This is a genomic window from Sediminibacterium sp. (genome assembly GCF_019264485.1).
GTDB lineage: Bacteria > Bacteroidota > Bacteroidia > Chitinophagales > Chitinophagaceae > Sediminibacterium.
Genome location: NZ_JAHVAA010000014.1, coordinates 42,275 through 65,392 on the forward strand (window position 1 = coordinate 42,275; position 23,118 = coordinate 65,392).

Here is a 23,118-nt window from a genome sequence, read left to right on the forward strand (position 1 = left end):
AGTCCGCGAGACCGGAAGTCCGGAAGTATGATGTTTATGCTTCGTTTTTATTTTTCTTTTTTCCGAAGAAAAGTTTGATGATTACCGGCGCGGTTGTTACCAGTACGATGCCTATTACAATCACTTCTAAATGATCTTTCAGATCAAATCCAAACTGGTTGAGAATCCATTTCTGCAGAAAATGTCCGGCAAACAACATACTGAATACCCAGGCCACACATCCTACTATATTGAAGAACACAAATTTCTTTCTGTCCATCGAAACAATACCTGCTACAATAGGAGCAAATGTTCTTATAATCGGAATAAAACGGGCCACAATAATGGCTCCACCTCCATGTTTTTCATAAAATTCATGTGCCTGTTCGAGGTATTTGCGTTTGAATAAAATATTTTCCTTCCAGTTATACATGGCCGGACCTACTTTTCGTCCAAACCAATAACCAACGGTGTTTCCTGCTATACCTGCGGCTGAAATGAGTAACATTAATACCACTAGATCGAGGTATTCATTTCCGGTTGGGATAAACTCGTTGGCGAGATTGGTACTATAAATACCTGCAACAAACAGAAGGCTGTCGCCCGGTAAAAAGAACCCGGCGAATAATCCGGTTTCTGCAAATACAACGAGTAATATTAACCATAAACCACCATGTTCTATATAAAACTGTGGTTGCAATAATTGACTCCAGTGAAACTCTAATAATATCTGTAACATCGATTAAATGATCTTATGTGGTCATTGAAATATCGGTTGGTTCGTCCAACGCACCTTCCCATTTACTCACCACACTGGTAGCAAGTGCATTACCTACAACGTTGGTGGCGGTTCTGAACATATCGCAGAAATGGTCGATGGGCAATATCAATGCAATACCTTCAGGTGGAATATTGAACATGGCGCAGGTGGCAGTTACAACTACCAATGATGCCCTTGGAACCCCTGCTATTCCTTTACTGGTGAGCATCAGTACAATCAACATCGTTAACTGCGTACCCAGATCGAGTTCTATCCCATATGCCTGGGCAATGGCAATACTGGCAAATGTCATATACATCATACTGCCATCGAGGTTAAAGGAATAACCCAGTGGTAAAATGAAAGACACAATTTTATCCTTGCAACCAAAACGTTCCAGCTCTTCTGTGAGCTTAGGGAACACGGCTTCACTGCTGGTGGTACTGAATGCTATAATAAGTGGTGGGAATATGCGGCGAAGCAGATCGGGCAGACGTTTACCCAGAATAATAAAACCAACAGTTAATAAAATAAGCCATAAAGCTGCAATACCCATCAGGAAATACATGAGGTATTTGCCATAGAAAACAAATACATCCAGTCCTTTTGTGGCAATCACTGCTGCAATGGCACCAAATACACCAATGGGTGCAAAGTTCATTACATAACCCACCATTTTAAGGATTACATGCGCCACGGCATCGAGTCCTTTCACTACAATTTTTGCTTTCTCTCCCAATGCGGCGGTTGCTACGCCAAAAAATATACTGAAGACTACGAGTTGCAGTATTTCATTAGTGGCCATTGCTTCTATCACACTTTTCGGAAACACATGTTCCACAAACTTCTGAATGCTGAATTCCTGTGTTTTACCAACCAGATCCTGTGCACCGGTAATATCTGCATTACTCAGGTCGATTCCTTTACCGGGCTGAAAAATATTCACCAGTAACATACCCAATAACAGACTCACCAGAGATGCAGATACAAACCATAATAAAGCTTTTCCTCCTACCCTGCCTACGGTTTTCAGGTCGCCCAGTTTAGCAATACCTACCACCAACGTAGAGAATACAAGTGGTGCGATGATCATCTGCACCAGTCTGAGGAAAATGGTAGTAAAGAGTTTCAGGTTTTTAGAGAAAGACTGAATAGTATCGGGTCCGGCATTTTCATGTACAAAATAGCCAAGTATTACACCCGCTATCATGGCTATGACAATATATAAGGTAAGCCTGTTCGATTTTTTCATTGGGGCCTTATTAGTGCCGCAATATAGTATTTATGTTTAAATGGCCTGACCTGACTGCCAAATCACCGATTCTTAAAAGTTTTGGGGGCTGAAACCAATAAATACCTATTTTGCCAAAACTTTTCTATTCAGAAACTTAACCAAACTGTACTATGAGTTTATTTGTAAAGAAACCATTGGGCCAATTACTGGCACAGGCCGATGAGGGCGATAAAGGATTAAAACGTACCCTCGGCGCCGGTAACCTGATTGCCCTTGGTATTGGTGCCATTATCGGAGCCGGATTGTTTGTAAGAACAGCCGCTGCTGCCGGACAGGCTGCTGGTCCTGCCGTTACCATTTCATTTATTGTAGCAGCCATTGGTTGTGCCTTTGCAGGATTATGTTATGCAGAATTTGCTGCCATGATTCCTATTGCCGGTAGTGCTTATGCTTACAGTTATGTAACCATGGGTGAACTGGTTGCCTGGATCATTGGCTGGGCCCTGATCATGGAATATGCACTGGGTGCCGCAACTGTATCTATTGCATGGAGCGAATACCTGAATAAACTATTGGATGGAGGTATACCCTATGAATGGTCGCATAGCCCCTTCGAGAGTTTTACCGACTCTGCCGGGGTATTACATAAAGGAGTAATCAATGCACCTGCACTGGTGATTTTACTGTTACTCACTTTATTGCTCATCAAGGGTACACAGGAATCTGCGATGGTGAACGCCGTGATTGTATTTATTAAAGTGGCCATCGTTATACTCTTTATTATTCTTGGCTGGCAATATATCCGCCCTGAAAACCATACACCTTACATGATTCCCGAAGGTACGGCTGCCGTTACTGATAGTGCCGGTAAAGTAATTGCCGACTATTCTGGTGCCTTCAAACATGGATGGGGTGGCGTTCTTGGTGGTGCCGCAATTGTATTCTTTGCCTTTATTGGTTTTGATGCAGTAAGTACCGCCGCTCAGGAAGCCAAAAACCCTAAACGCGATATGCCAATCGGTATTTTGGGTTCACTGGTGGTTTGTACCATCCTGTACATCCTGTTCGGACACGTATTAACAGGTGTTGCCAACTGGCAGGAATTTGTTGATCCGGAGAAAGGTCGTGAAGCATCTGTTGCTTATGCCATTTCTACTTATATGACCAAATACGCATGGCTGTCAACCGCTGTAACAGTGGCCATCCTCGCGGGTTTCTCATCAGTAATCCTGGTGATGTTGATGGGACAGAGCCGTATTTTCTATACCATGAGTAATGATGGACTGATTCCAAAAGCATTTGGTGTATTGCATCCAAAATTCAAAACACCGTATAAAGCCAACTGGATACTGTTTGTATTCGTAGGTTTATTTGCTGCATTTGTTCCCGGACACGTAGCAGGTGACCTCACCAGCTTTGGCACCCTGTTTGCCTTTGTACTGGTAAGTATTGGTGTATGGATATTACGTATTAAATCTCCTGACATCGAGCGACCATTCAAAACCCCATTGGTACCTCTCGTACCGATATTGGGTGCCATAGTTTGTCTGGGAATGATTGTTGCACTGGATGCCCAAACCCTCAAAGTAGCTTTTGCCTGGATGGCACTTGGCTTGGTGGTTTACTTCCTTTACAGCAAAAACAACAGTAAACTCCGTAAACAACCATAGAACGAAGTCATACTATTATAAAACCCGCTCAAGTAGCGGGTTTTTTTATGATCAATAGGCTTATTTTTGCAGCCCGTTCATTTAAACTTTTATTATGGGAAGGATTTTTGAAGTACGTAAAGCCACCATGTTTGCCCGTTGGGACAGGATGGCCAAACAGTTTACCCGTGTGGGAAAAGAAATCGTGATTGCAGTTAAAGCCGGTGGCCCCGACCCTGCTACCAATCCGGCGCTGCGTAGGTGTTTCCAGAATGCAAGAAGTGTGGGTATGCCCAAGGATCGTGTAGAAGCCGCTATTAAACGTGCTCAGGGTAAAGACACTTCCAACTATGAAGAAATTTTATATGAAGGATATGCACCCCATGGTGTAGCCCTCCTGGTAGAAACAGCCACCGATAACCATGTAAGAACCGTTGCCAATGTTAAAAGTCATTTTAACAAAGGAAATGGCGCACTGGGTAACAGTGGCAGTGTAAGTTTCCAGTTTAAAAAGATGGGTGTATTTAAACTGAAACCCGAAGGTTTGAGTATTGATGATCTTGAACTGGAACTGATTGATTTTGGCTTGGAAGAACTGGGAGAAAGTAATGATGATAACGGCAACCCTATCATCGTATTACGTTGCGCCTTTGTTGATTTTGGCAGTCTGCAAAAAGCATTGGAAGATAAAGGACTCAGCCCTATCAGCGCCGAACTGGAGTGGATACCCACTACCACCGTTCCCGTTACCGACGAACAGGCTGAAGACGTAAGTAAGCTGATTGATAAACTGGAACAGGATGAAGATGTGAATAAGGTGTTTCATAATATGGGCTAGGAAGCAGTAGCTATGAGCTGCGAGCCATGAGCCATGAGTTTTATATAACGGTCCATTACTTTCTATTAAGTATTGGATCGTTTAAGTTAATAGTATGCTAAAGTGTTAACTAGTTGCTCACGGCTCGAAGCTCATGGCTCACAGCTTTCTTTTCAGTAATTTTGCCTATGCAAACGCTGCAAAACATACAGCATCCCGTAATTCTCTTCGATGGGGTATGTAATCTTTGTAACAGCAGTGTTCAGAAAGTTATTAAACACGATCCGGAAAGGAAATTTCGTTATGCTTCTTTGCAGGGACAATTAGGGCAGGAAGTTTTACAACATTTTCATTTACCTGCCACACAGTTCAATTCTTTTTTGTTATTGCAAAACGGAAAATTATTTACTAAGTCAACTGCTGCCTTAAAAGTGATGAAACAGATGAGTGGTGGATGGAAATGGTTGTATTATCCACTGATGATCATCCCTCCTTTTATCCGCAATTTTTTTTACGATATCATCGCCCGTAACCGATACAAATGGTTTGGCAAACAAGAAGCCTGCTGGCTGCCGACGCCGGAGCTAAAAACATTATTCTACGATTGATATAAGCTTTGGTTTGCAGCTTTTAGCTATTAGCTGCTGGCTACTAGCTAAAAAAAAATCATGTGCCACTCATAAAGTGAAACAACACATGATCATTATCATTTTAATCTAGTAGCCAGAGGCTCGCAGCTAGTAGCCCAAAACTTGAGGCTTGAGGCCTACAGCTTACAGCAACCTACTCCGCCATCATCGCTCTCACCGCATCCATCACATCTTCTGCATTGGGCTTGGAGAAATAATCACCATCACTTCCATAACCGGGGCGATGTGCTTTTGCTGTGAGTGTTCGCGGACTTGCATCCATCCACTTATATCCACCCTGTTCTTCCATTACTTTATTGAACATATAAGCTGCTGCGCCACCAGGTACATCTTCATCTACAAAAATAATCCGATTGGTTTTTTTGAGTGATGAGAGAATTACATGATGCAGATCGAAAGGCAATAAGGTTTGTACATCTACTATCTCACAACTGATATCTTCATTGGCAAGACGCTCGGCTGCATCCTGTATAATACGTAGTGTAGAACCATAAGAAACAATGGTTACATCTTCTCCTTCTCTGATAATTTCCGGAACACCTAATGGAACAGTATACTCAAGGAGGTTATCGGGCATTTTTTCCTTGAGGCGGTACCCATTCAAACATTCAATAACAATAGCAGGATCATTGGCCTGTAACAGAGTATTGTACATACCCACTGCCTGTACCATATTTCTCGGCACACATACATGCATGCCCCTGAGTGCATTAATTACCACACCCATTGGCGAGCCACTGTGCCATATTCCTTCCAGGCGATGACCTCGTGTGCGGATAAGAACCGGACAACTTTGTTGACCGCCTGTTCTGAAATGAGTGGTACATACATCATCACTCAATGGCTGCAGACCATATAATAAATAATCGAGGTACTGAATTTCTGCAATGGGTCTTAATCCACGCAAAGCCATGCCGATAGCTTGTCCAACAATCGTTAATTCACGTATACCTGTATCGAGTATCCTGTCTTTGCCGTGTTTTTCCTGCAATCCGGCAAAACCCTGATTCACATCTCCAATATATCCTACATCTTCTCCAAATGCATATACTTTAGGATTGGCATTAAACAAGGCATCAAAATATTTATTCAGTATTTCATAACCATTCACACTTGTTGCATCAAAAGATACCAGTGGTTTTACTTCAGATACTTTTAACGCGCTTTTGGGGCCTTCATTATAAAGATGACTGTTGTATAACTGTTTGCTTTCATCCAACAGTTCCTGTCGCAAAGCATTTAGATCTGCTGCTGATGGAGAAGAAGGCGCTACTTCAACCGCAAGGGCGATGTTGCGTATCACATCGCGGCGAAGTGGTTCTTTATTATTGGCCAGGTCATTGGCCATTTGTTGTAACTGGTTGTATTTATCAATATCATTCACTATCGACTCTCGAATGAGTTCACTCGCTTTGGTGGCCTGCATTTTTATAGGTGCGATGTATTTCTCCCAGGCCAGGTTACGACCCTCTTTTACTGTTTCTTTTGCTTCGGCTTCAACAGCAGCGAGTTCTTCAATAGACGCCAATCCATTTTCCAGCATCCACTCTTTCATCTTTTTAATACAGTCCCATTCCTTCTCCCACTCTAATCTTTCCGGTGTTTTGTAACGTTCATGACTGCCGCTTGTTGAATGTCCTTGTGGTTGTGTTACTTCTTCTACATGAAACAATGCGGGCTCATGTGTTTCTCTTACTCTCTGTAATGCTTCTTCAAACACTTCACACATGCCTGCATAATCCCAGGCTTTTACTTTATAAATATGAATACCATTCGTATCGGCCTGTTTCTGAAAACCTTTTAAAGCTGCTGAAATAGAACCTTTGGTGGTTTGAAAATTCTTAGGTACCGAAATGCCATATCCATCATCCCATACAAACACTGCCAAAGGCACTTGCAATACACCTGCTGCATTTATAGTTTCCCAGAAATGTCCTTCACTGGTACTTGCATCACCGATGGTGGTAAAACAAATTTCATTCCCATTATGGCTCAAATGTTCCAACTGGTTCTGATACCTGCTGGCCCTAAAACAACGTGAAGCAAAAGCCAGTCCAAGACCACGTGGCATTTGTCCGGCAGTAGGTGCAATATCAGAGGAAATATTTTTACGATTAGCCAGATCGAGCCAATTACCATGATCATCCACAAAACGGGTAGAAAAATGGGCATTCATCTGTCTACCCGAACTAAAAGGTTCATTCTTTGGATCCGGATCGGCATATAACTGTGCGAAATATTGTTCCACACTGGCCAGTCCTGAGGCAAACATAAAAGTCTGGTCACGATAGTATCCACTTCTGAAATCACCGGGCTGAAAAAATTTGGCCATGGCAATCTGCGCTACTTCTTTACCATCACCAAAAATGCCAAATTTGGCCTTGCCGGTCAATACTTCACGACGGCCCAGCAGACTTACTTCCCTGCTGATAACAGCCATACGGTAATCTCCGATTACCGTTTCCCTGAATCCGTCGAACGATAACATATCGTTTTTATACCCCAATGCAGAAGTTGATTCCATGCGACAAAAATAGCATTACCAATGGAATGGACTAACGGAAATTAGTTTTCCGGAAAAATTGTGGATTTATCCAAAATCCGGCACGAAATTGGCAATTGTTGCGGTATATCCTGCTTTATCGATTAATCCAGGTCATTTATCTAATAAAATTTTAAGGCAAGGGAAAACCCCTTAATTTAGTTTAGTTGTAACTTTGAATTGAAAAATAAATAAACATCATATGAAGAAGTATTTATTCCTGGCCATTATTGGGCTGATTTCTACGGTAAGTGTTATGGCGCAGCAAGACATTAAATTCGCAGAAGGATCTTTTAAATTTGGCAAGATTGAGCAGAACAAACCTGTTACGCATATTTTTACTTTCACCAATAATGGTGCAAAACCTGCTGTGATTGAATTTGCCAGTGCTGAGTGTGGTTGCACTACTCCTGAATACAGCAAAGAAGCGATTATGAAGGGCAAATCAAGTACTGTAAAAGTTACTTATAATGCTGCAGCCATGGGCGCATTCAGCAAACGTGTAACAGTTAAATTTGCAGGTATTAATGATCCTGTTATTTTAACGATCGAGGGTGAAGTAGTAGCCGCCAAACCAAAAGCAGGCGCAAAATAGTTTCCATACCCTGATTGATAGTTGATATTTATGTTAAGCGGTCCTTTGTTTGGGACCGCTTTTGTTTTGAAGCGAAACCTCACCTTATCTTTGCGGCATGTTAGCCATTAGTCAACGCGGACAGGCCATGCCTGCCTCTCCCATCAGAAAACTGGTACCCTATGCAGAAGCTGCAAAAAAGAAAGGCACCAAAGTGTATCACCTCAATATAGGTCAGCCCGATATAGAAACCCCCAAGATGGTTCTCGATGCCGTTCGCAACAGCGATTTCAAAGTGTTGGAATACAGTCACAGTGCCGGCAATGAGAGTTACAGGAAAAAATTGGTGGGTTATTATCAGTCGGTAGGTATTGATGTAAACCATCAGCAGATCATCATCACCACTGGTGGTAGTGAAGCCATTCTCTTTGGTTTTATGGCTTGTTTGGATGCCGGTGATGAAGTAATTATACCCGAGCCATTTTATGCCAACTACAACGGTTTTGCAGTGGCAGCAGGTGTAAATGTGGTTCCTGTTACTTCACATATTGAAAACGGGTTTGCATTACCCCCCATTGAAGAGTTTGAGAAAAAAATTACAAGCAGAACAAAAGCCATCGTTATCTGCAACCCCAATAACCCCACTGGTTATTTGTATAGTGCGGCAGAAATGGAACAGTTAAAAGATATTATCCTTCGTCATAATCTCTATCTCTTTTCAGATGAAGCTTACCGTGAATTTTGTTATGATGGACACCAGGTAAGTGCTTTGCATTTAAAAGGTGTGGATGACCATGTGATTATCATGGATACCATCAGTAAAAGGTACAGTGCCTGCGGTGGACGTATTGGCGCATTTATTACCCGAAACCAGGCTTTATTGGATGCCGCCATGAAATTTGCCCAGGCCAGGCTGAGCCCACCCAGTTTTGCACAAATTGCCGGTGAAGCTGCTATTGATCTGCCTTCAGATTATTTTGATACTACCAAAGCCGAATACCGATCACGCAGAGACTTACTAGTTAAAAGATTAAACGCCATGGAAGGGGTATTTTGCCCAAATCCGGGAGGCGCTTTTTATGCCATTGCCAAATTACCCATTGATGATGCCGATGTTTTTTGTCAGTGGCTCCTTGAAAGTTTTGAACACAACCAGCAGACAGTGATGCTGGCCCCCGCTACCGGATTTTATGGAACCCCTGGTTTAGGTAAACAGGAAGTAAGGCTTGCATACGTATTAAATTTAAATGATATAAATTTAGCCATGGATTGCCTTGAAGCTGCATTAAAAGTATATCCTGGCAAGCAATAGACTGATTATCATATAAATAAAGGGCAATCTTGATTAAGATTGCCCTTTATTATTTTAATATTATTAAATAATTAAATATTTACTTTTACAGACAAAAACACATTTTTTTTAATAAAAAATCATAAAAACATATTAATTATAAAAAAATGAACTTTGAAATGAAAATTCCCCTATTTTTGTTTCAGCAAGTGAGAGAGAGTAGAGATGTGATGAAACACTAAACGCGATCTATCTTTTTTTCTTATATGGCAAGCAATCGAAGACGTCCCCTGTTTCTACAGGGGACTTTTATTTACAGCTACTTCAATGTATTCTCCTTTTTCATTACGAAGCGTATAACAGGGTTTGGCATTCATCATACCATACCTTCTTGAGCCCCTCACTTCAAAACTCATATACACTTTCCCATTTTCACGCCAGGCTTTTCCTCTTTGTTCTTTCCCATCCTTATACTCAATATGTTTGGCCATCGTTCCGTTTACCGACCACTCCCTGAAATCACCCTCGTATTGTCCGTTTGAGAAATGGTATTCAAAGCGTTGTTGCCCATTCTCCCACCATCCCTTATGAACACCCTCCTTCTCTCCATTTACAAAATACCGTTCCGATTCTTTTTGTCCATCCGGAAACCAGGTCATTAACAATCCTTCTTCCTTACCACTATAATAACCCTGCATTCTTTGCATGTTTCCGTTTGCATGAAATGCATGTACATGTCCGCTGAAGAGTGTATCTGCATAATACCAAAGGCCGTTTACCAGTTTCAGTTTCGAATCATCAGCTATAATTCCAACCGATGGTATTACAGCACGAACCACCTCCTTAGCAACCATCGGCTGATCACTTACACAGGCAATCATAAGAACAATATAAATATTAGTGTACCATTTCATCTTTCTTCCTGTAACCGTTTAATATCAATGATTAGATTTCTGATATCAGCTTCTGACGTGCCTTTATAAACGCCTCTTATTCTCCGTTGTTTGTCTATCAATAGTACATTTTCTGTGTGAAGAAAATCATTCTCGGCCTGCACTTCGCCAAGGTCTTCATCAGCGAAATAAGATTTTCTGGCTATCCTGTATAGCGCTTCGCGTTGCCCTGTAAGTAAATGCCATTGTTGCTGATTGATTTTATACTGTTCAGCGTACTGTTGCAGCCTCGCAACACTGTCGGTCTCCGGTGTAACTGAATGAGAGAGAATCACTACATCCTTATTTGCTGTGTAAGCTTCCTGTACGAGTGAAATATTATTGGTGAGTCGCTTACATATGCCAGGGCAACTGGTAAAGAAAAAATTAGCCACATAAATTTTCCCACTAACCGTTTGTTCCGTTACATTTTCTCCACTTTGGTTAATGAATGAAAAAGAAGGTATCTGGTGTACAGCCCCTTGCAGTTCTTTTTCACTCAACCAATGAGGGGTAAAATCTGAAGTGATATAATAAGGCAATTTGTCTTTGCGTTCATCTTTACCCGTACAAGCCTGTAAGAGTACAACCAGAATTATTACGATGCTCCTGTACATGGTTATTGTTTGGGTGGTTTAGGTGCACCCTGAGGGCCTTGAGGTCTCAAGGTTTTTTCTACCTCTACATATTTTTTATATTGCTCCTCTGTTAATACTGCTTTGATAGCAGCATCGCGTTTCTGTGCCAATGGCTCAATCTTTGCCTTATCTGGCCGCGGAGGCGGAGGTGGTGCTTGTGGCCGAAGTTTGTCAGCTTCTGCAAAAAATTGTTTGAAAGCATCATTCACCACAGTTTGTTGTTTGGTTGATAACTGCAATGAGGTCTTTAGTTTTTCATTTACACGCTTTAAACGCTCCGCTGCAGAAGGTGGTTTGGGTGGCCCATCATTTGGTTGTGCATGCGATACAAAACAGGTGGCTATCAGCACCAGTGTTAAACCAATTACTTTTTTCATACTATTTTTTTTATTGAGTTACAGTACCGGGTGTGCCATAAAAACCATTACCATTAATGTATGGAGCATCGGCAGTAATATGATAATGATAAATGCCATTTGGATAATCTGCAGTAACCGCAACATGACCATGATAAGCATCCAACTGACTGCTTGTAAGAATAGAACCATTTTCCATAGGACCGTAAACAGGATAACCATCGAGCAGAAAGCCGATTAATGCATTACGCCCTTTTTGAGCAGTGATAAAAAAAGGCTCGACATGATAATGATATTGCCCCGTTTGCTGTGGATGTCCATTGTATTGATCAAAACTGTTGATCTCATTGGTAAGCGGTGCATTACCCGCTGCATACTGATTAAACAATGGAACACCATTGATGGAAATGCCCATCGGCCCCAGTGAAGTAGCAACCGCCGAACCTGCTTTTGCAGGATTTACTGGTATCTTGAATACATAGTTCTGCGACTGTATACTGTTTGGATTTTTGGCATAATTGGGATTCGTTCCATTGTATGCTTCGTACTGTGCATGTGTTGTAGCAAAATATGGGCTTTTATGATCCGGCAACCCTGTACTCTTTAGTACTATATAATTACCCTCAACAGATATAGTTACCGATGTATTGAACTTTTTAAATACATCTGGTACAGTAGTGGTAGTTCCGGTGCCCGAACTTGCAGCATCTTTTTTACAGGAAAGAACCAGCGTAGCTCCCACAATCAGCAAACAGGTGGTTTTCAGCATTAAATATTTCATACTAGGTTTTTCTAATTAGATGCATTGCTGCAAAAAAACCTTCGGCCTTCTTCAAATTTATTTTTCAGGAAGCGGTTCTATATGTGCCGGTGGCCCGTCGGCATGCGGGCCTGGTCGTCTGCCATCACGCGGTGGTGGTGGGCCTTGGGGGCCTGCCATCATACGTAATACCTGGTGTATAATTTCATCAAATTTTTCTTTCTGCCTTTCCGTACAAATGGTTTTTATTTTCTTAAAATGATCAAACGTAATTTTAGCAAGTTCAGCATCATACTGTACAGAGACAGAAGCAGCTTGATCGATTTCAGCATCTGTGATGTTTTCCTTACTGAGTAAACTGAAAAAAGTTTCCTTGGCTTCCCGGTTTTTTTTTCTGGTATCCTGAGTAGCTGAACGATGTTCATCTCTCAACTCTTTCAGTTGTTGTTGTTGTGAACTATCCAGTTGTAATTCTTTAATCAGAAAAGCAATTGCCCCTCCCTGTGGCGGCTTGTCTTCAGACTGAAGGCCTTTTTTTACCCACCAAAGAGCTGTTAGCGTGGCAATATTGATTAAGATCAATAATACAAAAGCTACAGCAAGCCATTTATTTTTTGTAATGAAATTCATGAGGATTGATTTAATTATTAATATCAACCGTATTATACAAATTGTATTCACTGGCAAAACCTGAAAGATTTGCTTCTTCTTTTTGCACAGTTATATTTTTACTGAATACCATATTCCCAAGTGTATAGAGATTAAGTACCACCAGGCATCCTAATAAAGCCAGTACAGGAACCGGTTTCAATATCCGTTGCCATACCGGTAATTGTTGAGGCAATATTTCTTTTTCAAGCCTGGCCATAAGTCTTGTCTGAAAAAAAACAGGGGCTTTGGCTCTTTCAATTTTACCAATACTGTCTAAGAAGTCATTTGTATGTTGATGATCGGTATGCATATAATGTGTAGTATAATTTGATGAATTAATATCGTGCTGACGTCAATTTTTTTCGGAGGTTCTCTCTGGCCCTGTGCATCAACGACTCCACCGCTTTAATGCTTATTTGTAATATATCAGCCACTTCTTCATAACTAAGACCTTCTGTTTTAAGCAGTAAAAAGCATACTCTTTGATTTTCCGGCAGTGATTGAATGGCTTTAAAAATTATTGCCGATTTTTCTTTCTGCTCCAGTTCTACCCCGGGATGATAAAAATGTACCGGTTCATTCGCGGGTTCACCAAGACCAATCCAGGATGCCACCGTATGAATTCCTTTTCTAAGTTTCTTTTTTCTTTGCCAGTCGAGTGCCTTTGTAATGGAAATCCGGTAGAGCCAGGTACTCAGTTTTGCTTCTCCCCTGAATGTTCCGATCGACCGGTAAACCTGCATAAAAACCTCCTGCGCCACATCTTCTGCTTCCTGCATATCCTGTACAATACCCAAAACAGTATTATACACCATATCCTGGCAGTTTTCTACCAAATGGCGGAAAGCCTGCTCATTGCCGGCTTTTAATTGCTGAATCAGGTCTTCTTGGTTCAAAAAGGGAATCAATTAGGTATTAGACGGCTCAACCTACAAAATCCTTCGCCGGTGTAATAATTTTTTTGATTCCCGGTCCGGGTGGTTAACTTGCCATAGAAATTCTTTTATCAACTGTTTAACAAGCCAGGAGCCATAAAAAAGCAACAGGCCGGTGTAAAAGAGTATCTGTTATCGTATGAAGAAAAACCTGATCTCCTGCCTCACCCTGCTCATATGCTTCTCCGGGCTGAAAGCGCAAAGCTACCAGTCTACCTATGGCTCTGCCTATGCAGGCAGTACTTCAATTAAAAACAATCCCGCTGCTTCTGTGAATTCAGCTTATAAATGGGATCTTACCCTTTTCACGGCGCAAGTGAGGGCCAGTACCAATTCACTTTTCATGCGTAATGATTCTGCATTTTTAACCGGTGGCTCACATAGTCGGTTTTTACATAATAATGTTGATATCAGTCTGCTCAACTTTTTATACAAACCCAACAACCAACAGGCTTTTGCTTTTAACCTAAGGGCAAGAACGTATAACCATATTCGTACGGCACCCATTTTTGCCAGCGATTCCATCTATAGCATCCACGATTTTATCGTACAAAACAGAACCACTCCCTATCTTGAGGGTTTTGTTACACATTCAGGCTGGATACAGGGCGATTTTAATTATTCCCGCATATTAAATGAGAATCATAATAGCAGGCTCACTGGTGGCGTTACATTACAGGTGATGAAAAATATTTCTGCCGCTTATGGACGTGTAAGCAAAATGAGCTATCTGGAATCAAAAACATCAACCGATACGGTATACACTTTTGTAACCGGCGGGGGGGCTTTTGGCTATTCATCAAACTATGATGAAACTTCATCGGGAACATCTTCCACACCAAAAGAATTTTTGAAGAATACGGTAACCAATTTCGGACTTAGTCTGGGTGTAGAGTATTTACTGTATGCAGAAACACCAAGCAGTTATCAACAAAATAATGCCATGAATTATCAATGGAAAATTGGTGTTTCATTGATGGATCTCGGTGCCAGCCGTTATAAATCGAGTGAGTTCAGTTCACAATTCAGAAATATTGATCCGGGTATTACTGATATTACCATGGATCAGAAATTCATGAACATACAAAGCGGGCGCGATTTACGCGATTCACTTGCAACGGTTTTCACCAGTGCCGACAGTGTAGGCGACAAATTTAAGATTGGAAGTCCGACAAGACTGGTTATAAATGTAGATCGGTCTTTCGGGAATAATTTATACCTGAATGCAGACCTGAATATCAATCTTCATGGAACTTCCGGTTATAAACGTTTACTGACGAGGGAAATCAATTTATTAACTGTAACACCCAGATGGGAAACCATTAACTGGGGCGTTTATTTACCCATACAATACAATAGTCAGGGACAGTTTCATATAGGTGCAGCATTAAAAGCTGGCCCATTGGTACTGGGTATTCATAATCTTCAATGGGTAAAACAAATCAAAAATTTAAGCGGTGGTGGTTACCTGATGTTAAGCATTCATCCTTTTAATAAGAAGAAAGTAATCAGTAAACTGGATTGTCCGGAATAATAATAGTGAGTAGTGAATAGTCAGTAGTGAGTGTTTGAGTGGATATTCATTACCAACTATTCACTGCTTACCAACTTAGGCAATCATCTGCCCCTGCGTTGTGGTAAGCTGTCCTATTGGGGGGAACCGGAAATCTATTTTTCCGAATTTTTCTTTGAGTCTGTTGAGTATTTCAAAACTCAATGGATTACGAATGAGTTCAATGACTGCAGAAAAACGTTTTAGTTTTTGAATATCATCCGGATCTATTGAAGAAGATAAAATAACAAATCGAACAGATGGGAATATGTAAGCATATTTTTCAGCAAACATTTCCATAAATTCCCAACCATCCATTACCGGCATGTGAAGGTCAAGAAATACCAGTTCAGGCACATCGTTCGGGCCTTTACTGTTTAGCAAAAAGCTATCAAACACCTGTAATGCTTTCAGGCCATTCATTGCCGTAACTACCTCACCTGCGAAACCTGTTTTAGCAATCATTTTACTTGATACAAACAGAGAGATTTCATCATCATTCACAACCATTACTTTCCTGAACATATACACTGTTTTTAAGGTTATCTAATCCCTTTTCATTGCGGGTAAACAATGAAATCATTAGGGGGTGGATATTGGATTTGAAAACCTCTATATTTTTTCATTCTGCATACAACAGAACAAATGATATAGTATAGCAAAGTAAGAATGAATAAACGCCTTACGCAATAGCGTTTCCCTTTGATATGCAGTAGGAAATCAAATACAATAGGTAGTAATACTACTACATCCAATAAGCGTGCCTGATATTTTTAACTTATTGAATATCTATTATATACAAAGCCTCTTCTAACAGAAAATGCCCCGGTTTTCACCGGGGCATTTTGCTTAATCAACAGTCAAATAATATTAGTTCAGTCCACCTTTACGGGTAGCTTTTGTAGGCGCCGGCCAATCACCGGGTTTTCCTGTTCTTGGACTGATTGGCAAGACACTTTTTTCGCGAGAAGTTTTAGAGCTGTCTTCACTCGCCATATAAGCCAGTATAGCAGTAAGGATGGCATTATTACGCACATCATCAAACACAATTTTATCATAGGTGTCGCGGTTGGTATGCCAGGTATAATTACCATAAGACCATCCTAATGAACTCAACGAAAATGCGGGGGCACCTGCTGCCAGGAAAGATGCAAAATCTGATCCACCACCACCGGGAGCTCCGGGGAAATTGGTAGTAATATGCTGCCGGATATCACCTGGCACTCTCGATAACCAGCGGTTGATATATTCATAAGAATGTAAGAAACCCTGACCCGAAATATTACTTACCCGTCCTGTTCCGTTGTCCTGGTTAAACAATGCCTGCATATTGTTTACAATCTCGGGATGATCTTCCACAAAAGCACGTGACCCGTTCAGGCCCTGCTCCTCACTACCCCAATGACCAACAAGAATGGTTCTTTTAGGGTTGGGTAATATTTTTTTCAGGATACGCATGGCTTCCATCATGGTTAAAGTACCTGTACCATTATCGGTTGCGCCGGTTCCTCCATCCCATGAATCGAAGTGTGCAGATAGAATCACATACTCATCGGGTTTCTCCGATCCTTTGATTTCTGCAATAGTATTAAAAGTAGGCTGTACACCTGTTTCTTTTGAATCGGCACGCACACTGATCTGTGGTTTACTACCCGATTCAGTTAAGCGATATAATAAACCATAATCTTCCAGCGCAAGGTCAACTGTTGGTGTTTTTTTGGTGTTGGCACTGAAGATTTTATTTACACCGAATCCATTAGACCAGTTAGACTGTACCAGCCCCAAAGCTCCTGCATTCTCTAATGCAACGGCCAGCGTGCGGGCATTATACCCTGTCTTTGAAATTCTTCTGGCCCATGCCTGTGTTTGCTCAGTTCTTTGCTTCTTTATCTTTTCAATCGACTCTTTGGTACCAAACTCGTCCCAGTTATAATCCGGGCGACCGGTTGGTTGAGGCATTGAAACCAATACAAACTTACCTTTTACAGAGGGCAGCCATTGCTGAAAAGCAACAGAGTCTGCCAGATCAGGAATAATTACAGTTTCACCGGTTACTGTTTTGCCACCTGTACTCGGACTCCAGGCCAGTTGTGTGCCTTCGAGTGATTTGGTCCAGGGAGCTACCATATCTATATGGGTAATACCACGATCCCAGCCACGCCATTCACCCCATTTTTCATTGCGGGAGGTTATGCCCCAACCAGTATATTTGGCTACAGCCCAGTCATTTGCCTGTTTCATTTTGGGACTGCCCACCAGGCGCGGACCAATACCGTCCATTAGTTCATGTGCCAGTTTCTCCAATTGCGAATTCTCTGTGCCTTCCTTTACAATGGCATCCACAGTAGCATCTTTGATAGATTGAGGCGGGCCACCACCGGGCCGCTGGGCAACAGCCAGACCTGCGGTAAACATTGCCGCCATAATAAAAAGCGATGCCATATACCTGATACGGCCATATCGCAAAAAGTTGGTTTTGGTTTTCATGCACGTAAGATAGCCAAAGAGCCCGTAAAGCAAAAGACAGGCTCCATTTTTAGGATGAACGGATGGGAGTATAAAGACAAGAGTCAAAATTCAAAAAAAGTACTTTTTTGATTTTTTACTTTTGAATGGGCATTCCTTAATCAGTTAGTCCAATTCCGGTAATATATGCCTTATTAAAACTATAGTTTCGGCTTTGCAGCATATTCAGAAATTCTTCCAGTGCCTGATGAATATTGTTTATGTCTTTGGGACGGGCTTTTCGTATGTCTTCATGTGAAGTACGGGTCGCTTTTGTATAGGCCACCAGCGTGTCCCACATAGCAGGTTTTGGAAAACTAACAAGGCAACTGGTACTTCCCATTTTTTTATAGGGCCAGTAATGCCAGCCGATATTATTTTTTTCAAGTAATTTTCTGAAAGCCAATATCCAGCGATCGTCATTTTCACCTGTTTCGCCAACATAAATGGGCACATCAAATCGATTCCTGAAATCAACATATTCCTGTATTACTTCCTGAGTTGTATCGGTCCAGTATTTATGAAAACTATAAACGAGTTTGGTATCAAAGGGTTTTGAAAACATATTGAATTTTGATGCCCATTGTGCTCCTTCCAAAAAGATCAGGTGATTTTTATCCGTTTGTCTGATGGCATCAACAATTCTTCGATACAATGGTTCCAGTAAGGGATTCAGTTTATCCTGATCAAAGAAATGTGCAATGGGTTCATTGAGTAAATCGTAACCAAGTATGATGGTTTCATTACGGTACCTGGCAGCTATACGTTTCCAGATATCAATGGTTTTCTGCTGACAACCACTGTCTGTATAAAGAAACGGATATCCATAACTGTTATCAATATTGTCGCCTGTTTGTCCACCAGGTGCCCCGTGCATATCGAGCAATAAATACAACTGGTATTTTTTACACCACTTAACTACCTGATCTATATAATAAAAACCACGGGTGCTGTCGTTGGCACCCAGATAAGATTCATTGGTAAAAAGCCGGTAATCAAACGGTAGTCGCACAGAATTGGAGCCCATTTCTTTTAACAGGCGGATATCGGTTTCTGTAACATAATTGTCGAGGTATTTTTTCCAGAAACGGGTATTGGCCGATGGGCCAATCAGTTCAAGTAAAACCTGTTCTATCATCCATGGGGCATTTACTTTTTCAAACTTGAACATATATCCTTCCGGCAGCAGCCAGTTGCCCAGGTTGGTGCCTTTAATCAGCACAGGTTTACCGTTTGGGGTAATAATCTCTTTCCCTTTTACACTGATAAACCCACTTTGAGAGAAAGAAGAAAAAGAAAAACAAATAAATGTCAGCAGCAATAGTTTTCGCATGGCAATTCACTTAGGTCATACAATTTACCATAAAAAATATTGAATGCCTTACTATTACTAACAGTTGGAAGCTTTACATGCTGCCGTTTAATCGTTGAAATTATCAGACCGTCTATCACTAAAAAAACTGGGCTTATAATAAATAATATTCGTTAACAAAATTATAATTGTAGTTTTGACACTTTAAATAGTGAAATAGAGAGAGTCTGTATTATGATTCAGTTGTCCATTTTCTTGGACGCATTATTCTGGAGGACCTTATATGGCAGTATATTGGTTCTTATTAAGCACCAGGAAGCCTCCTAATCGGGGGCTTCTTTATTGAAACATATTCCTATAGTTATCTGGTAATAGTTGAATACTCACCAAAGCAATTCGCGTAAGTCAATTAGTTTTCTTTCACCTGGAACCTGTTTACTAAAAGCCGGTTCCTGATTAGCTAATATTTTAAATTGGGTAAACTCACCCAGGTATTCAAAAATAAATTGTTCTTCCATGTAGTAGCGCTGGTGGTGTCCGTCTGATTTACCATTGAGTTTTATTTCAACAGGTTTATTCTTTTTCAGGGTACAGAGTTGAAAAGATGCTTTCCGCTTTGGGTACCAGGGGTATTTTGGTCCATTGAAATAAATCTCAATTTCGTCAGCAGATCTTACCTGCAAAAAATCCAACCCAACCGATGCTGAAGTCTGGGTAAATAAAAAGACAGTTTGTTTCCATGCAAACAATCTGTCTTTTTCTTTTTCAGAAAAATCATCCAGAAGAAATACCATGGAATACCTGTTCATTTCGTCGAAGCCTCCATCCTTTTCGGGCAGGTAGAGATCATCCTGTTTGACATAACCGCTTACTGATTTTTTTTCAGGCCAACATAGCCAATCTCGACCATTTGTAAATATATGTTCTCCCTTTTCAAAGAGGCTGGCGTTTCTATATACTTGTACTACTTTTAGGGGTCGCTTTACATTAATTACTTTATTCTTACTCATTGGTTCAATATTAGACATTTTCTTAGTGAGACTATTAAGAAAATAGAAGTAAAAGTATTCGCTTATTTCTTTTCATATTGAACTATACAAAAATACCTAGCTAAGCACTCTTTTGAACTATACTTTCGTACTAACGGATATTCGCCTGTAAAGAAATGAAGTTGAGTCTGAAACTATCACTATTTACTATACGAAAAATATATTCGCTCAATTGTGCATGAAGCATACACTAAAATAGCACTATGAGTACATTTTGAATTTTAAAGGTATCGTCGTTACAGATGAATGCACCAATAAGTACCTACTTTTTGACTAACAGTCTTCAACTCAATTATCTGTTTCATTTATTTTCACTTAGATAAGTGAAATATACAAATCATAGCTATTATCCTGTAACATAGGTGGCACAGTGTTAGTATAGTTTTGTATTGTCTCATTCTGCAAATTTTAAAGCAGCTATGATACAATATATTATGAGAATAACATTACACAAGCTTAGTAATAGACTAACAACTGTTGGAGATACTCTATTAAAACTTTTTAACTATAAATGGTGTACCGCATTGGTACTTATTTTTTTTGCAGCAGGTTGCAAAAAGGTAGTAGAAGAAGTTGGACTTTCAGGACTTTGCCCGGCAGTATTAACTACTACTCCTGCAAATAATGCTACAGGTGTTAACTTGAATAGCAATATTACCGCAGGTTTTAATGAGGCATTAGATCCATCATCCGTCAATGTATCGACATTCCTAGTAACACAGGGCACAACTCCTATCGCTGGTGTAATAAGTTATAGTGGCGTAACTGCTACATTTACACCAACCAATAATCTTATGCCGAATACAGTGTATACCGGCAGACTTACAACAGGTATTAAAGATCCGGCTAAAAATGCGATGATCGCGGATTTTACTTGGAGTTTTACCACAGGTGCGGGACCAGATATTGTACCGCCAACAATCACTTCAACTGATCCTGAGAATGCAGCTATCGGTGTATCACTCAACAAAAAAATTGCTGTAGCTTTTAGTGAACCCATGGATTCTCTGGCTGTTACAAAAAGTTTCACTTTAGCTAATACCACTTCAGGAGGTAGCGTTGTTGTTGGTTCTGTCTCTTATTCAGGCTTAACTGCCGTATTCTTCCCTACCAATGATTTGTTAGCAAATACAACTTATGCAGCTACTATCACAACTTCTGCAAAAGATCTTGCTGGCAATACTTTAGTTGCCAACTATGTTTTTAATTTTACAACAGGTGCCGCACCTGATGTAACAAGACCCGTAGTAAATTCTACAACTCCAATAAATACTGCTACAAACGTTCCACTCAACTCAAAGTTAACGGCTACATTCAGTGAAGCGATGGATCCTGTTACTATATCGAGTAGCAGTTTCAAATTAAACCAGGGTTCAACAAGTGTTCCGGGTACTGTTACCTATACAGGAATGATTGCTACTTTTGCACCCACAGCCACCCTGTTAGCAAATACTGTTTACACAGCAGTTATTACACAGGCCGCCACGGACCTTGCGGGAAATGCCTTACTTACTGATTATACCTGGTCATTTACAACCGGAGCAGCTCCGGATATAGTTCGTCCTACAGTTGTCAGTTCAGACCCTTTGAATGCGGCTACCGGAGTTGCACTTAATAAAAGAGTAACAGCCACATTCAGCGAAGTAATGGATCCGTTATCCATCAACACGCAGACATTTACTTTAAGAAATGGAACTATTACAGTTATAGGAACTGTAACTTATAATGGTCTTATAGCCACATTTACACCGCAAACCAATCTTGCTGCATCTACCGTATACACAGCAACAATAACTACTGGTGCTAAAGATCTTGCAGGCAATACTATTGCAACAAATTATACATGGTCTTTCACTACAGCTGCAGCTCCTGATGCTTTAAGACCTACAGTTGTTTCTACTGATCCTGTCAACAATGCAATAGGTGTAGCATTAAACAAAATAATTACTGTAACATTCAGTGAGTCGATGAATCCTGCATCTATTAATGCTTCCTCATTCTTAGTTAGAAATGGTACTGTTCCTATCGCAGGAACAATCACTTATTCTGGCTTAATAGCAACTTTTACTCCAGCTTCCAATCTGCTGGCAAACATAAATTATGTTGCCACAATTACTACAGCTGTTGCAGATCTGGCGGGTAATACGTTAGCAGCAAATTATGTTTGGAATTTCACAACACTCACACCTCCTCCTTCATTAGGATCTGCAGCTGCATTTGGTGCATTTGGTGGTAGTGCAGGAGTAACCAATCAGGGTTTAAATACGGTAATTAATAATGGTGGATTGGGCACTACAGCTGCTTCAACACTTGTTACCGGTTTCCATGATGGATTAACAGCGGATGTATACACAGAAACACCCCTGAATAAAGGAAATGTAACTGGTGGAATTTTTACAGCTCCTCCCGCTCCGGGAACATCAACTTCATTTACTAAAGCAACGCTGGCACTTTCGGATGCCACTACAGCTTATAACAGCATTTCTCCTGCTTCAAAACCGGGTGGAACAGATCCAGGTGCAGGTGAATTAGGCGGTCTTACATTAGCACCAGGAATTTATAAATCTGCAAGCGGAACATTTAAAATAAGCAATGGTAATCTGGTTTTAGATGCCAAAGGCGATCCGAATGCAGTTTGGATATTCCAAACAGATGCCGGATTAACAGTGGGTATAGCCGGCCCAGCAGGTGCTCGTAGTGTAACTATGATCAATGGAGGCCTCGCTAAAAATGTTTTCTGGTATGTAGGAAGTTCAGCTACCATTAATGGTGCTGGTGGTGGAATTATGTCTGGCAATATTATTGCCGCACAAGGTGTTACTTTCTCTACAGCAGGAAATGCTGTACAAACAGTTTTAAATGGTCGGGCACTTTCTTTAAATGCTTCCGTAACCATGGTGAATACAACTATCAACGTTCAATAAAATCTAAG

The 23,118-nt window shown here is 40.8% G+C and carries 21 protein-coding genes; 7 read left to right on the plus strand and 14 right to left on the minus strand.

Annotated features, from left to right (window positions below):
- Positions 1-34: 34 nt before the first annotated feature.
- Complete coding sequence (locus KXJ59_RS11665; protein ID WP_295204768.1) at positions 35-718, minus strand: VTT domain-containing protein; 684 nt, start codon at positions 716-718, stop codon at positions 35-37.
- A 13-nt stretch (positions 719-731) separates the two neighbouring features.
- On the minus strand, positions 732-1,991 hold the full coding sequence (locus KXJ59_RS11670) for a dicarboxylate/amino acid:cation symporter (RefSeq protein WP_295204770.1): 1,260 nt from the start codon (positions 1,989-1,991) through the stop codon (positions 732-734).
- Between the two features lie 152 nt (positions 1,992-2,143).
- Here KXJ59_RS11670 and KXJ59_RS11675 point away from each other — a divergent pair, with 152 nt between their 5' ends.
- The 3 genes from KXJ59_RS11675 to KXJ59_RS11685 all read left to right on the plus strand — a co-directional run bounded on the left by KXJ59_RS11675 (position 2,144) and on the right by KXJ59_RS11685 (position 5,047).
- Complete coding sequence (locus tag KXJ59_RS11675) at positions 2,144-3,643, plus strand: amino acid permease (protein WP_295204772.1); 1,500 nt, start codon at positions 2,144-2,146, stop codon at positions 3,641-3,643.
- A gap of 94 nt (positions 3,644-3,737) precedes the next feature.
- Positions 3,738-4,460, plus strand: a complete 723-nt coding sequence (locus tag KXJ59_RS11680) for a YebC/PmpR family DNA-binding transcriptional regulator (RefSeq protein WP_295204774.1) — start codon at positions 3,738-3,740, stop codon at positions 4,458-4,460.
- Between the two features lie 167 nt (positions 4,461-4,627).
- Complete coding sequence (locus KXJ59_RS11685) at positions 4,628-5,047, plus strand: DCC1-like thiol-disulfide oxidoreductase family protein (RefSeq protein WP_295204775.1); 420 nt, start codon at positions 4,628-4,630, stop codon at positions 5,045-5,047.
- A 175-nt stretch (positions 5,048-5,222) separates the two neighbouring features.
- Here the strand turns inward: KXJ59_RS11685 and KXJ59_RS11690 are convergent, their stop codons facing one another.
- Positions 5,223-7,613 (minus strand): alpha-ketoacid dehydrogenase subunit alpha/beta, encoded by a 2,391-nt coding sequence (locus tag KXJ59_RS11690; protein WP_295204777.1) that lies wholly within the window; start codon positions 7,611-7,613, stop codon positions 5,223-5,225.
- A gap of 220 nt (positions 7,614-7,833) precedes the next feature.
- Here KXJ59_RS11690 and KXJ59_RS11695 point away from each other — a divergent pair, with 220 nt between their 5' ends.
- Both KXJ59_RS11695 and KXJ59_RS11700 read left to right on the plus strand, forming a co-directional pair.
- Positions 7,834-8,226, plus strand: a complete 393-nt coding sequence (locus tag KXJ59_RS11695; RefSeq protein WP_295204779.1) for a DUF1573 domain-containing protein — start codon at positions 7,834-7,836, stop codon at positions 8,224-8,226.
- A 97-nt stretch (positions 8,227-8,323) separates the two neighbouring features.
- Complete coding sequence (locus KXJ59_RS11700) at positions 8,324-9,517, plus strand: pyridoxal phosphate-dependent aminotransferase (RefSeq protein ID WP_295204780.1); 1,194 nt, start codon at positions 8,324-8,326, stop codon at positions 9,515-9,517.
- Positions 9,518-9,792: 275 nt separating this feature from the next.
- Here the strand turns inward: KXJ59_RS11700 and KXJ59_RS11705 are convergent, their stop codons facing one another.
- The 7 genes from KXJ59_RS11705 to KXJ59_RS11735 are packed head-to-tail and all read right to left on the minus strand — an operon-like array spanning position 9,793 to position 13,729.
- Positions 9,793-10,410 carry a hypothetical protein gene (locus tag KXJ59_RS11705; protein ID WP_295204781.1) on the minus strand — a complete coding sequence of 206 codons (618 nt, stop codon included), beginning with the start codon at positions 10,408-10,410 and terminating at the stop codon, positions 9,793-9,795.
- The gene (locus tag KXJ59_RS11710) at positions 10,407-11,045 is read right to left on the minus strand and encodes an SCO family protein (protein ID WP_295204783.1); all 639 of its coding nucleotides are present in this window, start codon (positions 11,043-11,045) and stop codon (positions 10,407-10,409) included. Before KXJ59_RS11710 ends, KXJ59_RS11705 begins: the two co-directional genes overlap by 4 nt.
- Before the next feature lie 2 nt (positions 11,046-11,047).
- Complete coding sequence (locus tag KXJ59_RS11715; RefSeq protein ID WP_295204785.1) at positions 11,048-11,443, minus strand: hypothetical protein; 396 nt, start codon at positions 11,441-11,443, stop codon at positions 11,048-11,050.
- Positions 11,444-11,453: 10 nt separating this feature from the next.
- Positions 11,454-12,203: a YHYH protein gene (locus KXJ59_RS11720; protein ID WP_295204786.1), complete on the minus strand. Its 750-nt coding sequence runs from the start codon at positions 12,201-12,203 to the stop codon at positions 11,454-11,456.
- Positions 12,204-12,260: 57 nt separating this feature from the next.
- Positions 12,261-12,812 (minus strand): Spy/CpxP family protein refolding chaperone, encoded by a 552-nt coding sequence (locus KXJ59_RS11725; RefSeq protein WP_295204788.1) that lies wholly within the window; start codon positions 12,810-12,812, stop codon positions 12,261-12,263.
- Positions 12,813-12,822: 10 nt separating this feature from the next.
- Positions 12,823-13,143, minus strand: coding sequence for a hypothetical protein (locus KXJ59_RS11730; protein WP_295204790.1), 321 nt, complete (start codon positions 13,141-13,143; stop codon positions 12,823-12,825).
- A gap of 25 nt (positions 13,144-13,168) precedes the next feature.
- The gene (locus tag KXJ59_RS11735; protein ID WP_295204792.1) at positions 13,169-13,729 is read right to left on the minus strand and encodes an RNA polymerase sigma factor; all 561 of its coding nucleotides are present in this window, start codon (positions 13,727-13,729) and stop codon (positions 13,169-13,171) included.
- Between the two features lie 178 nt (positions 13,730-13,907).
- On the opposite strand from KXJ59_RS11735, the gene KXJ59_RS11740 reads away from it, so the two are divergent.
- The gene (locus KXJ59_RS11740; protein ID WP_295204794.1) at positions 13,908-15,302 is read left to right on the plus strand and encodes a hypothetical protein; all 1,395 of its coding nucleotides are present in this window, start codon (positions 13,908-13,910) and stop codon (positions 15,300-15,302) included.
- A gap of 75 nt (positions 15,303-15,377) precedes the next feature.
- Here KXJ59_RS11740 and KXJ59_RS11745 read toward each other — a convergent pair whose 3' ends face one another.
- From KXJ59_RS11745 to KXJ59_RS11760, 4 genes are all read right to left on the minus strand, one after another.
- Complete coding sequence (locus KXJ59_RS11745) at positions 15,378-15,845, minus strand: response regulator (protein WP_295204796.1); 468 nt, start codon at positions 15,843-15,845, stop codon at positions 15,378-15,380.
- A 345-nt stretch (positions 15,846-16,190) separates the two neighbouring features.
- Positions 16,191-17,807 (minus strand): M20/M25/M40 family metallo-hydrolase, encoded by a 1,617-nt coding sequence (locus KXJ59_RS11750; protein ID WP_295204798.1) that lies wholly within the window; start codon positions 17,805-17,807, stop codon positions 16,191-16,193.
- A 136-nt stretch (positions 17,808-17,943) separates the two neighbouring features.
- Positions 17,944-19,158, minus strand: coding sequence for a cellulase family glycosylhydrolase (locus tag KXJ59_RS11755; protein ID WP_295204814.1), 1,215 nt, complete (start codon positions 19,156-19,158; stop codon positions 17,944-17,946).
- Positions 19,159-19,520: 362 nt separating this feature from the next.
- A complete protein-coding gene (locus KXJ59_RS11760) occupies positions 19,521-20,147 on the minus strand; it encodes a hypothetical protein (protein ID WP_295204816.1) in 627 nt (208 codons plus the stop codon).
- A 473-nt stretch (positions 20,148-20,620) separates the two neighbouring features.
- Between KXJ59_RS11760 and KXJ59_RS11765 the strand changes: the two genes are divergently transcribed.
- The gene (locus tag KXJ59_RS11765) at positions 20,621-23,110 is read left to right on the plus strand and encodes an Ig-like domain-containing protein (RefSeq protein WP_295204818.1); all 2,490 of its coding nucleotides are present in this window, start codon (positions 20,621-20,623) and stop codon (positions 23,108-23,110) included.
- Positions 23,111-23,118: the final 8 nt, after the last annotated feature.